Origin of the sequence: Rhizobium sp. SG570 (assembly GCF_012275345.1) — a bacterium.
GTDB classification, from domain to species: domain Bacteria; phylum Pseudomonadota; class Alphaproteobacteria; order Rhizobiales; family Rhizobiaceae; genus Rhizobium; species Rhizobium lusitanum.
The window spans coordinates 400217-412873 of the sequence record NZ_JAAZQI010000003.1 but is presented as its reverse complement, the minus strand read 5'-3'; the positions used below and the strand labels follow the sequence as shown (position 1 = coordinate 412873).

Below are 12657 nucleotides of genomic sequence, written 5' to 3'. Positions count from 1 at the left end.
GTCAGTTATCCTTTTTGCGAACCACTGCGGAGAAAGGGCAACCCGAGGGCAGCAGGCGTGCCTTGACGGCCGGCAAATCCGGCAAGCACCACAATCGTCAAGACATACGGCAACATGAGTAGAAATTGCAGTGGTACATTGATGGGCAGAAGTTGGGCTCGCAGTTGCAGAGCATCCGCGGAGCCGAAGAGGAGAGCGGCAAACAGAATGCCAACGGCATGTCTGCGACCGAGAATGAGGATGGCAAGGGCGATATAGCCGCGACCCGCCGTCATGTTGTCGAGAAAGATGCCTGTTGCTGAAAGCGACAAAAAAGCACCGCCGAGTGCCGCCAGTCCACCGGAAAGAGCGATCGCGATATACCGCGTGTGGACGACATCGACGCCGAGTGTCTCGGCTGCCTCGGGATGCTCGCCGACAGCACGGATATTCAACCCGAATCGCGTCTTCTTCATCACAAACCAGGTAAGAACGATCAATAAGAGCCCGAGATAAGCCAGCATGTCCTGACGAAACAGCAGCGGGCCGACCAGCGGGACATCACCGAGCCCGCCGAAATCAACAGGCGCGAAGGGTTCGATCCGCGGTCGATCCGTGGCCGCCCCAAAGAACAGGCGATAGAAGAAGGAAGTAACGCCGACCGACAGCAGGTTCAAGGCAATCCCAACCACCACCTGATTGGCGCCAAGCGTTATCGTATATAGGCCGAGCAGAAGGCCGGCGGTGACGCCAGAAAGCACGGCGGCAACAATACCTATGGCCAATTGCCCAGTTGCAAATGTGACAACGAAACCTACGAAGGCTCCAATGAGCATCATGCCTTCCAGTCCGATGTTCAGGACACCCGACCGCTCCGCGAAGAGTCCGCCAAGGGCTGCGAGCATGATCGGTATAGCCAACCGCATTGAAGCCGCTAGAAAGCCAGCAAATACCGGATCGTTCAGAGCGGACAACATATTCATGTTACCGCCCCCGGCCGCAATCGGCGAGAAAGCCAGCCCGAGACGAGCGGCAACGCCGCTCTGCCGATGAGAAACAGAACGACAAGCCCCTGAATGACTGTCGTCAGCGTGCTCGGCACGCCCGCCGCCGACTCCATAGTCGTCGCTCCTATCTGCAACGCCGCAAACAGGAACGCAGATGCCAATACACCGACAGGATTGGTCTGACCGAGCAGCGCTACGATGATGGCACTGTAGCCGAAACCGGGTGAAAGGTTCTCGATCATGCGCCGCTGCACGCCGGATACCTCGGCAAACCCTGCAAGGCCGGCGAGCGCGCCACTGATCAGAAAGCCGAGCATGAGAGTGTAACGCACATCGATCCCCGCATTGAGCGCAGCACGCGGATTAAAACCGACCACACGCAACCGGAAGCCACCCACCCGTTTCCAGAGAAACAGATGTGCCAGAATGACAGCGACTACGACGATAAGAACGCCGGCGTGCAGGCGCGTTCCAGACAAAAGAGTGGGAAGCCGCGCTTCTGTGGTCAGTCGCGCTGTCTGCGCCAACGGCGAATTGGGATCCTTAAGCGGTCCATGCAGAAGGAAGGAGACGAAATCGATCGCTACGTAATTCAGCATGATCGTGGTGATCAGCTCATCAGCGCGAAAGCGAAGTTTCAGCCAGGCGGCGAGCCCCGACCAGAGCGCACCAGTCAGCGCCGCCGCCAGCATCATTGCCGGCAGAAGGAGGACAGAGGGAAGAGCGGAGCCTGCGACGCCGACGGCAGCCGCCGCGGTCCCACCAAGGTATAACTGTCCCTCGGCGCCAACATTGAAGACGCCAGCCCGGAAGGCAAGTGCAATGCCGAGACCGCAAAGCGCAAGCGGTACGGTGCGCACCAAGGTCTCCGACAGCCCATTGCGACTGCCGAGGGCCGCATCGAGAAGTGCACCATATGCCGTCAGCGGATTGACGCCGACTGCAGCGATCAACACTGCGCCCACCATGAAGGCGGCTAATGCCGAAGCCGTGCTGCTGACCAATGCGGGTGGAACGTACGGCCGTTTCAATTGAACATCTTCTGTTCCGCTCATGTCACCTGCCCCGCCATCATCAAACCCAACCGTTCGACGGTCACCTCTTCCCGTTTCAACTCGCCGATTGCCTTGCCCTTGAACATGACGACAATTCTGTCTGAAAGCGCGAGGATTTCATCGAGCTCAGTCGAGATCAGAAGCACTCCGGCCCCGGCAGCGCGGCGGGCGAGAAGCTCTCGATGAACGAATGCGGTTGCCCCAATATCCAGACCACGAACGGGTTGAACGGCGACGATCAGGCTGGGATCACGCGAAAGTGCCCGCCCGAGGACGACCTTTTGCTGATTGCCGCCCGAGAGCGTTCCGATTTTCTGCTCCCGGCCCGTAGTGCGTACGTCGAAATCCTTGATGATCGTATCTGCAAGCGATGCTATCGCCGCCTTGTCGATCCAACCGCCTCTGGAGAATGGCGCATCTCCGACGCGCTCCAACACGGCGTTCTCGCTTATCGTCATCGACTCCACCAATGCCGTGCGGTGGCGATCCTCCGGTATGTGGGCAAGACCAAGGTTGATCCGCTCCGCGACAGAACCATGCGTGACCGCGTAGCCGTTTATGCTGATCGAGCCACCTTCGACTTTGCGCAGGCCGACGATCGCCTCGGCCAATTCCTGTTGACCGTTCCCATCAACGCCCGCGATGCCGACAATTTCGCCTGACCTTACGTTCAGGCTGGCACCGCTGACGCACCGAACGCCGCTTGTATCACGGCAGACGAGGCTCTCGACCGAAAGCACGGGGCCTTTGTCGTCTTCGGCAACAGCGCCCAAGGGGACTGCGTCTTCCAGCTTTGGCAAAGCGATATCTGCCCCAACCATCATGCGCGCCAGACTGCGTGCATCTGTATCCGCGGTGGCGGCGCTCGCCACGACGCGGCCGTGTCGGAGCACCGTGACATGCGAGGTCAACGCCATCACTTCGTCGAGCTTGTGGCTGATGAAAATAATTGCCACGCCCTCCGCTGCGAGCAGGCGCAGGATGCGAAATAATCCGCTGGTTTCCTGCGGCGCCAGCACGGCTGTTGGTTCATCAAGAATAAGGATGCGGGCGCCGCGATATAGCACCTTCAAGATTTCCACCCGCTGCTGGCTGGCAATCGAAAGATCAGCGATGCGGGCATTCGGGTCAACATCCAGATCATAGGCCTTTGCCAGCGCCCGAATATTGTTGGCGCATTGCTTGAGGTTGGGAATGAGCCTCCCGGCAGAAGAAAGACCAAGACACACGTTTTCTGCAACGGTGAGCGGAGGCACCAGCATGAAATGCTGATGGACCATGCCGATACCAAGCCGCATGGCTTCAGCAGCACCTGCTATTGTCTCTCTCTTTCCGCCGATCCGCACCTCGCCCTTGGAGGGAACCAGGAGACCGGCCAAAACCTTCATCAGGGTCGACTTGCCAGCACCATTCTCCCCGAGCAGGGCATGAATGTCGCCTGCCCTGACGGTGAGATCAACAGCATCATTGGCAACAAAACTGCCAAAAATGACCCGAATGCCCCGCATGTCGAGCAGCGGCGCAGCTTTCGTCTCAGCCTCCCCGACAACCTCCGACGCGATGCCGGAAGTTGCGGAAAAACCTTCATTCTCAGTCGGCATTTGACGTATCCAGCGGCACAGTGAAAGCGCCAGACTTGATCGCATCAAACTTTGCCTTGACGGCCGTCAGCACGTCCGAGGAAACGCCGGCATCCAGCCCGTGGAAATCGGCGAGTCTGACGGCACCTTCCGGAATGCCGAAGGACCAGTTCTGGCTCGTCCAAGTCTTATCCTCGACAGCTTTGCCGACAGCTGTGATAAGAGGACCGAGATCCCACAGAACACTCGTCAGCACGGTTTTAGGTCCAAGATGGTTCTGATCGGTCATGGCGCCGAGCGCAAACACATTCCTGGCATTTGCGGCATCGATCACGCCGACGCCCTGCGCGGATAAAACGTCGGCCCCCTGCTCGACCTGAGCAATCGCGGCCTCCTTGGCCTTGGGCGGGTCAAACCAGGAGCCGATGAAGCTATGGAGAACCTTCACACTAGGAACCATCGCCTTGGCACCGGCTTCGTAGGCGTGGAAATTGGCGAGCATATTCGGCGCCGGCATGCCGCCGACCCAGCCGATGGTCTTGCTCTTGGATGCCCCGGCGCCCAGCATGCCGGCCAGATAGGCGCCCTGATAATCGGGGTTGGAATAACTGCCGACATTGGGGGCGAGTTCTTTGGCAGTTCCCGCCATGAACGTTGTGTCCGGGAAATCCTCGGCTACGTTCAGGGTGGCGTCGCCATAGGAAAACGAGTGAGCAAAAATCAACTTGTAGCCGCGCGATGCATAGTCGCGCAAAACACGCTCGGCATCCGCATCGCTGACATTTTCTGAATAGGCAACCTCTGCACCCAACGCCTTGGCAGCCGCCTGAAGCCCATTGTAGCCGACCGAATTCCAATCATTGTCGCTGATCGGACCAGGCATGACCATCGCGATTTTCAACCCGGCAGCATGAACCGCCTGCGAGCCGCCAAAAGCGATCAGCATGACTACCGCCAGAAGCTGCACCCCTTCTCTCAATGTTTTGAAAATACTTATCATCAGTTCCCTCTCTTGTTTTTTGTGAATTCAGGGCCACTCGATCACCAGACGATCGGATGAGTCTGCCCGGTCTATACGCTCACAGAGGCGACCCACACACAGCAGCTTGTCAGCCCCGTACCTAACGAGGGCTACTAGCGTTAAACCCCAGCGTACCAGCACCTCATTAAGAGCGTTGATAAGAAGGCCATCGGTAAGATTTGAGGATGAGGATGCCACGAAAATGCCTACTGAAATGGGGCAGTCTGAGCCTCAAGCGAAGCTTCCGGCAATACCCTATTGCTCAATTACTAGGCTTGTAAACGTGCCGTCTAAAAATTAACACCCTAAGAGAACACGGACATGTTTTCACATCACGGCAGTGTCGCTCTGGCATGCGAGGCGGGAATATGGAACGGGCGGGCGCCGGCGCTATCTCCGTGGCGCCATGTGATTATGAATGTCCGCCTTGTCGGCCACGGCATTAATAGATCATTCTTATTAATTGTCGCCACAATAGACGCCGCGACAACCATCCAAGAGGGAGTACTCCGCTCATATGTTTCAACTTATATTTTATGAACGATGAAAATAGTACTGGTCACGCCATCATAGTTGTCAGCGTCGGCAACGATGTGGTCGTCCACGCCGCCTGCTGAAACGATGTCACCGACCGGAGGCACGATGGCGATCCCGACTGATGAACTGTAGATGTGCCTCTCACGGCGAGGATCGTGGTGCCGTCGACACAGCGCTGCTCGCACGTCGTCGGCACGAGCTTGGCAGTGTATGCCATTTCGGGACCTTCGCCGCCCTCTACCGCTTTGGCCAGAAATCTCAATCTGGCGCTTTGCCGTGGCCTGCAGTCGCGTGTAGAGAGCGTTTGCCATCGCGTTTTCCTATATGGCCCAGTCATTTGTCATATTTCTAATTAGCAGCGGTTTCATGCTACCTTCTCTGCCGAGGGGCACATAACTATGAGCGAGTTAGAACTCCGCCGTGAGGCTCGAAAGGTTGACTGCCGCAAGCCCGTCGAGGGGACGCGTTGCGCTTATGCGGTATGCTGGACCAATCAAGCTATTTTCGATCCGGGCCGCATAGATGCAAAATGTTGAAATTTGGTCCGTGCAGCAATGCTATTGGAGCGTGTTCGAATGTCTGACAGGAAGGCCGTGATCGGCACGCTGGCCTGATTTCACAAAACCACACCCTCTCTCGTCGTTGACGAGATAACGTGATATCGCATGCGCGACAGCTTGACGACCACCTCATGTCACTCCAGCGCGGCCGCTAATGCGCCTGGTCATAAAACGGATGGGCTACAGCCCTGTGGTTCGTTACCCGCTGAAGCGCTCCATCCACTCACCAACGATATTCGCAGGCAGATAGAGGAGAGGCTCGGATCTCGCCGAAGCGCTTTTAATTCCTCTTCGCCGTCTTGCGATGCAGGCTGGGGTTGACAGCGGCTGCCTCAACCGAAACGACCGCTGGTTTCGCCTGCGCGATCTCCCTCGTGATTGCGTCCGCTGTCGAAAGCACAACGCGCCTGATTTCCTCAATTCGCCGTTCATCGACGCCAGCAACGAAGGGTACGCTGACCGCCGCGACGACCTTCTCTTGATAATCGCGGATCGGGGCGGCGATGGCATGAACGCCGGACATTTGCTCGCCCATATCCCGCGCCCATCCGGCGGCACGAATGTTCTCTAGTTCTTTTAGCATCCGGTGAGGGTCGGAAATCGTGAAGCTGGTGAAACTCTCGAGCTTTGTCAGCTGGCGAGCAATATCCTCCTGCGCTGCGAAAGCAAGCAGGACCTTGCCGGCAGCCCCAGCATGGAAGGGAAGCCGCTGGCCTGCCGACGCAGTCAGCGCGTACTGACCGCGGCCCTGGGCAGCAGCGACCACCAGAACATTGTCACCTGAGGGAACTGTGAGCTTGCTGCCCTCCCCTGTCACCTCCGAAATTCTATTCAGATACGGCTGTGAAATCGCCAGCAAGTCGTAGCTTGCCACAGACGGAGCGACGTGGGCGGCAAGTGTCAGGAGCCGCCGGCCAAGTGTATAACTGCCAGTGGGAGAACGATGGACGAAGTCGTGAGCGCTCAGTGTGTTTAACATTCGATAGACCGTCGTCCGCGAAAGCTTCACCGCCTTGACCACATCACGGATCGTCGCACCCTCGGGGGTGCGCTCCAATAGCGCGAAGACCTCGACCATCTGTTCGATGACCGGGATGCGATACTTCTGGGCGGCGTCTTCACTGATCTCGTGCATTCGGAACCCTGTTGGCCTGATGAGGGGATGCTCTGCGTTCAATAAGCAATGCATGCCTTTGGCGCAATTGTAGCTCGCTTCGGTTGACTCTGGAGCGAAAGTTTCGATAAATTCGCAAATGAACTTCATCCGGTTCAAATGTAAACAAGGCAACGGAATACTCAAGCTATTCTATCGTTGCCTGATGCTGCTCTGGAGCAAGGCGCTCTTTGAAAAGCCGCGCTTCCGGAGGATTTCAAGGAGGAGGAAGAAAAATGAAAAATGTGAAAGCGATCGGGCATGTTGCCGTGAGCGTGAAGGACATCGAACGTTCGATGGATTTCTACGTCAACAAACTCGGCTTCGATGAAATGTTCAGGCTGGAGCGCGACGGCCGTCTCTGGATCGTCTATCTGCGCATTACCGATACGCAGTTCATCGAACTCTTTCCCGAGGGCGTCGGCGACAGCGCGCCGCCGTTTGCCAATGTCGGCTACAACCATCTCTGCCTTGAAGTCGATGATATCGATGCGGCTATCGCGGAAATCACCGGTCGCGGCGTCACACTCACGGCCGAAAAGAAGCTCGGCGTCGACCACAACTACCAGGCCTGGATCGCGGACCCTGAAGGCAATCGAATTGAGCTTATGCAACTCGGCGTCAACGCCATGCAGACGGCGGCCATCCGCCGCATCAATGGACAGGCCTGAGCCATGGATCTGTTCAGACATCTCGGGCATATCGCCCTGCGCGTGAGCGATCTCGACAAGTCGCTTTCCTTCTACAAAAAGCTTGGTTTTCGCGAAATGACGCGCCTGCTGAATGATCAGGGAGAGGCGTGGATCGTCTATCTCAGGATCAATGACGACCAGTATCTCGAACTTTTCCCAAAGGGCGTAAAACGGCCGCAAACCGGACCGGATGTGATTGGCATCTTCCATATCTGCCTCACGGTCGACGATATCGACAAGACGTTCGCGGAGCTTGCAGAAGCTGGCATTCAACCGAGCCAGCCGCGCCAGACCAAACGCGGGATTGATGGCAATCGCGGCGGATGGATCGAAGATCCCGACGGCACGCAGATCGAGGTCATGGAAATGGCGCCCCATTGCATCCAGCTGAAGGCAATTGAAAAGCTGCGGGCGGAAACCGTTTGACCGGCCTCTAACCGTTACTATGGGTCCCGAGGCCGCCTAGCCTGGCGGCCTCGGCTTTTTTGCACTTAGCTCAGAAGATGTGGTCGTAGGCATCCTGCATGGCATGGATGAAGTCGTCGTCAGTGCGCTTCGGATCGCTCCAATACTTGTCGGCCTCTTCCCAGATCGTCCGGTACCAATCGGCGTCGGCCGTGTTGAAGGGGTTCGATACCTGCTTGTTCGGGTCCTTAAGCGTATCGAGTACGAGCTTGTTGCAGGCATCGAGATTGGTCGTGTCGGCGTCGGTTCGAACCGGACTTGCGCCCTTCTTCAGGACGAATTCCGCGTTCAGTTTTGGATCGACATCAAGCTTGGCAAAGTCTTCCTGTGCCTTGGCAGTTTCCGCATTGCCGGTGTTGAGAAACCCCCAGGAATCGACGGTCACGACGACGGCCCTGGTACCGGGAATGTTCATGCAATCGAAATCAGTGCCGAGTTTCTTGTTCGCCGCCAGGAACTCGCCCTTCATCCAGTCGCCGTGGATCTGCAGCAGCGCCTTGCCGGTGATGACCAGATTGGTCGTATCGTTCCACTGACGGTTCGGCGATCCCGGATCTGTGTGATTGGCGATCTGTCGAAATCGCTTCAGCGCGGCGCGCATTTCGGGTGTGTCGAGCACGCTCTTGTCGGGCTTTTCGCCGTAGAAGCGGTTGTAGATATCAGGGCCCTCCTCAGCCGCGATAAGTGCCTGCAGCAGATATGCCTTCTGGAATTGATCGCCGCCTTGAGCGATTGGGATATAGCCCGCGGCCTTCACCTTGTCGAAGGCGGCGAACAGGTCATCGAGCGACTTCCAGGATTTCGGATCGATGCCGACCGCATCGGCGACATGCTTGTTGTAATAGATCATGCCGTCGATGTGCACCGTCGCCGGCGCTTTCATGATCTCACCGTCGACAGTAATGTTGTTCAGCACCGAAGGCGGAAAGTTTTTGGTGGCTCCAATGCTGTTGAAGAGCTTGGTCAGCGGCATGCCGAGATTCTGCTTGTTCAAATCGCGATAGATGCCGGGATCGGAGTTCATGAAAATCGCAGGTGGATTGCCGCCCGTGATCATGTTCATCAGGCTGACATTGGCCCCGGAATCATGGGCGATCGAAAGATCCTTCCATTGGTGTCCGTCCTTGGCCCAGGCATCACGCAACACGCCGAGTGCAGCGATTTCGGAAGGTTTCGACCATGTGTGATAAACAACGATATCGTCCGCCCGCGCATTGCCTGCAAGTGTGGTGGCTGCAAGCAGCAGCGCTACCCCCGCCAGAAATTTCCATTTCCTCATGCGTCATTCCTCCCTTTTGAAACCTGGCCTTTTGAATTCTGGCTAGAGCCGCCGGCCGGTCGGCGCATCGAAGACATTAAGCTTATCGAGCGGCAGATAGACGGGCAGACTCTGTCTGCCGCGATAGCGATTCGCATCGCGTCCATCGACGCGGACGGCGATGCTCTTTCCGGACATGGTCAGAAAAGCGAAGGCATCGGCGCCCGATTTTTCGAAATATTCGACCGGGCAATCGAAGCGAATGGTCGCGCCCGCATCACCTCGTTCTTCCGTCAAAAGTTCTTCTGCGCGGAATCCGACCTTGACCGCGCCGCTCTCCGCCGCCTGTCCCTTCCATTTATAGTGGCCGAGGTTGATCTCGGCGCTGCCCTTGTCCTCCACGGCCACCAGCCCGCTGCCGTTTCTCCGAACTGTGCAGTCGAGCACGTTCATTGCCGGAGAACCGACGAAGTCGGCGACGAACAGGTTGGCGGGCTCGTTGTAGATTTCATCGGGCGTGCCGAACTGCTGGATGACGCCCTTGTTCATGACCGCGATCTTCGTCGCCATGGTCATGGCCTCGATCTGGTCATGCGTCACGTAGACGACGGTGTTGTTCAGCTGGTTGTGCAGCTTTTTGATCTCGATCCGCATCTCGTTGCGCAGCTTCGCGTCGAGGTTGGAGAGCGGTTCGTCGAACAGGCAGACGCCGTATTGCTTGACCAGCGCCCGGCCGATGGCAACGCGCTGGCGCTGGCCGCCGGAGAGCTGGGAAGGCTTGCGGTCGAGCAGATGCTCGATCTGCAGCAGCTTTGCCGCCCAGGCGATGCGTTGCTCCGCTTCCGCCTTGGTGATGCCGCGGGACGAGAGCCCAAAGTTCATATTCCCGCGCACGGTCTTGGTCGGATAGAGCGCGTAGGACTGGAACACCATCGCGAGGCCGCGATCCTTGGGGTCGAGATAGCTGACGTCGCGCTCGCCGATCAGGATCTCGCCGCCATCGATTTCCAGTAGCCCGGCCAGCAGATTGAGGAGAGTGGTCTTTCCGCAGCCCGATGGGCCGAGGAGCACGAGGAAATCACCGTCGCCGATGCTCAGATTGAGGTTCTCGATAACGGTGAGCGCGCCGAATTTCTTGACGATATTGTTGAATGCGATGGATGGCATGCCTCTATCCCTTGATGGCGCCGGCCGTGATGCCCTGCACGAAGAATTTACCGAGGACGAAATAGATGACGAGCGGCGGCAGCGCGGTCAGCAGCGCCGACGCCATGTCGACGGCATAATTCTTGGCGCCGGTGGTCGTAACCGTGATGTTGTTGAGCACGACCGTCATCGGCTGCGTATCCTGTGCGCCAAAGGTCAGGCCGACCAGGAAGTCGTTCCAGATGCCGGTGATCATCAGAATCAGCACGACGATCATGATGTTGCCGGACATCGGCAGCACGATTTCGAAGAAGATCCGCCAGAACGAGCCTGAGTCGATCATCGCCGCCGCGATGATCTGCGGCGGCATTCCTCGGAAGTAGTTGCGGAAGATCAGGGTCAGGAAGGGCAGCGACAGGACGCTGTGAATGACCGCGATGCCGAAGGTCGTGCCGTATATATGCAGCGTCCCGGCAATCTTGATCAGCGGATACATGATGATCTGGAAGGGCACGAAGGCGCAGATGAAGAGCACAAACAGGAAGCCGTTCGCCCATTTGACGTTCCAGAGCGCAAGCCCGTAGCCGGTGATGATCGAGAGCGAAATCGTCAGCACGAGGCTCGGCGCAAGAATATAGAGCGAATTAACGAAACCCACCCGCACACCGTTGCAGTTCATGCCGGAGCAGGCTTGCGTCCAGGCGTAGGTCCAGGCATCGGTCGTCCAGGGTGAGGGCAGGGAGAAGATCTGCCCGAGCCGAATTTGGTCCATCGTCTTGAACGACGTCACCACGATGACGTAGAGCGGCACCGCGAAGAAGGCGGCGGCCATCAGCAGGAAGACGAAGACCACCACGCGATGCGGCCGAATGAACGGGCGACGACGGGCTTTCACCTGGTTAGCGGATTGCGATGTCAGGGGTATCGCCGTCATGTCGCATTCCTCTGCCTGATAGCCGTGACGATGACGAGCGGCAGGAAAAGAACGAGCGTGGTCAGCAGCATCACGGTCGCGCCCGCCGAGGCGAAACCGAGGTTCTGCTTCTGCCAGTAGGCGTCGATGACAAAATAGGCAGGCATGACGGACGCGCCGCCCGGGCCGGCGTTGGTCATGGCGACGATGATGTCATAGGCCTTCACCACGCCGATGCAGAGCAAGATGATGCAGGTCAGGAAGGTGAGCTTCATCATCGGAATGATCACCTCGATGTAGAGGCGCCAGAAGGGTACGCCGTCTAGACGCGCGGCCTGCCAGATCTCGGTGTTAATCGATTTCAGTCCGGACAGCATCAGCGCCATGAAGAAGCCGGTCGATTGCCAGACGGCGGCAAGGATGACGCCGAACATGACCGTGTCCTGGCTTGCGAGCCAGTTGAAGGATGCGCTTTGCCAGCCAAGCGAATGAAGAACGTTCTCAATACCGAGGCTGGGATTGAACAGCCATCGCCACACGAGGCCGGTCACGATCAGCGAAACCGCCAAGGGGTAAAGGAAGATGGTTCTGAATAAGCCCTCGCCGTGCACCTCCTTATCGATCAGCGCCGCAAGGATGAAGCCGACGACGATCGACAGCAGGCTGCCAAGGGCGAAGATCACCAGATTTTGCAGGGACAGCAGCCATGATGAATCATGAAACAGCCGCCAATATTGTTTCAAACCGATCAGTTCATAGTCCGGAAAGCGGCGGCTGGCCGTGAATGATAGATAGACGGTCCAGCCTATTGCCCCAATGAAAAAGACAAGCGTCAGCAGGGCCGCAGGCGCAACGGCCAAATGCGGGGTGACGCGGCTCCATCGGATTCCCATGAGCCTCCTCCTTTGGCTGCAAGCGCTTCACTCCTCTGAAACGCCGTCAACCAGTTTTTATATGAACTTCCTCTAGTTCATAACGGACCAACTATAGGAATCGTAAAACAGCAATGTCAATCGGATTTCAGCCTCGTTTCCCGATTGCGCAGTTTGACGAGCCACTGCCGCCGAGACATTCGCGTCAGTCGAAGAAATCGCGGTCGTCTTCCGCAAGATTGCGTTTCGCCTTCTCCGGCACGAGATCGACGCCCATGCCCGGCCGGTCGATGATATCGACGAAGCCGCTCCTCACGATCGTCTGGGGCAGGCCCTCCACGATGTCGTACCACCAGTCGGGATCGCCGGTCGTGTATTCGAAGGCGATGAAATTGTTCGGCAAGCTGGCGCAGACCTGG

12 protein-coding genes are annotated in these 12657 nt (G+C 57.6%); 2 read left to right on the top strand and 10 right to left on the bottom strand.

What is annotated here, in order from left to right:
• Nucleotides 1-5 precede the first annotated feature (5 nt).
• The 5 genes from FHT28_RS09265 to FHT28_RS09245 all read right to left on the bottom strand — a co-directional run bounded on the left by FHT28_RS09265 (nt 6) and on the right by FHT28_RS09245 (nt 7039).
• On the bottom strand, nt 6-962 hold the full coding sequence (locus FHT28_RS09265; RefSeq protein WP_168596049.1) for an ABC transporter permease: 957 nt from the start codon (nt 960-962) through the stop codon (nt 6-8).
• Entirely contained in the window at nt 959-2041 is a 1083-nt protein-coding gene (locus FHT28_RS09260) for an ABC transporter permease (RefSeq protein WP_168596048.1), read from the bottom strand. Before FHT28_RS09260 ends, FHT28_RS09265 begins: the two co-directional genes overlap by 4 nt.
• Nucleotides 2038-3642, bottom strand: a complete 1605-nt coding sequence (locus FHT28_RS09255) for an ABC transporter ATP-binding protein (protein WP_168596047.1) — start codon at nt 3640-3642, stop codon at nt 2038-2040. The genes FHT28_RS09260 and FHT28_RS09255 overlap by 4 nt, the downstream gene beginning before the upstream one ends.
• The gene (locus tag FHT28_RS09250; RefSeq protein WP_168596046.1) at nt 3632-4621 is read right to left on the bottom strand and encodes a BMP family protein; all 990 of its coding nucleotides are present in this window, start codon (nt 4619-4621) and stop codon (nt 3632-3634) included. Before FHT28_RS09250 ends, FHT28_RS09255 begins: the two co-directional genes overlap by 11 nt.
• A gap of 1398 nt (nt 4622-6019) precedes the next feature.
• The gene (locus tag FHT28_RS09245; RefSeq protein ID WP_246703103.1) at nt 6020-7039 is read right to left on the bottom strand and encodes an IclR family transcriptional regulator; all 1020 of its coding nucleotides are present in this window, start codon (nt 7037-7039) and stop codon (nt 6020-6022) included.
• Nucleotides 7040-7128: 89 nt separating this feature from the next.
• Here FHT28_RS09245 and FHT28_RS09240 point away from each other — a divergent pair, with 89 nt between their 5' ends.
• Both FHT28_RS09240 and FHT28_RS09235 read left to right on the top strand, forming a co-directional pair.
• Nucleotides 7129-7563 carry a VOC family protein gene (locus FHT28_RS09240; RefSeq protein WP_168596045.1) on the top strand — a complete coding sequence of 145 codons (435 nt, stop codon included), beginning with the start codon at nt 7129-7131 and terminating at the stop codon, nt 7561-7563.
• A gap of 3 nt (nt 7564-7566) precedes the next feature.
• Nucleotides 7567-8010, top strand: coding sequence for a VOC family protein (locus FHT28_RS09235; RefSeq protein WP_037190929.1), 444 nt, complete (start codon nt 7567-7569; stop codon nt 8008-8010).
• 70 nt (nt 8011-8080) lie between these two features.
• On the opposite strand, the gene FHT28_RS09230 is transcribed toward FHT28_RS09235, so the two are convergent.
• The 5 genes from FHT28_RS09230 to FHT28_RS09210 form a co-directional block, all read right to left on the bottom strand.
• Entirely contained in the window at nt 8081-9328 is a 1248-nt protein-coding gene (locus FHT28_RS09230; protein ID WP_037190931.1) for an ABC transporter substrate-binding protein, read from the bottom strand.
• Between the two features lie 42 nt (nt 9329-9370).
• Nucleotides 9371-10474, bottom strand: coding sequence for an ABC transporter ATP-binding protein (locus FHT28_RS09225; RefSeq protein ID WP_168596044.1), 1104 nt, complete (start codon nt 10472-10474; stop codon nt 9371-9373).
• A 4-nt stretch (nt 10475-10478) separates the two neighbouring features.
• Entirely contained in the window at nt 10479-11387 is a 909-nt protein-coding gene (locus tag FHT28_RS09220) for a carbohydrate ABC transporter permease (RefSeq protein WP_051963186.1), read from the bottom strand.
• A complete protein-coding gene (locus FHT28_RS09215) occupies nt 11384-12259 on the bottom strand; it encodes a sugar ABC transporter permease (RefSeq protein WP_037190935.1) in 876 nt (291 codons plus the stop codon). Before FHT28_RS09215 ends, FHT28_RS09220 begins: the two co-directional genes overlap by 4 nt.
• 184 nt (nt 12260-12443) lie before the next feature.
• Nucleotides 12444-12641, bottom strand: a complete 198-nt coding sequence (locus FHT28_RS09210) for a hypothetical protein (protein WP_246703104.1) — start codon at nt 12639-12641, stop codon at nt 12444-12446.
• Nucleotides 12642-12657 lie beyond the last annotated feature (16 nt).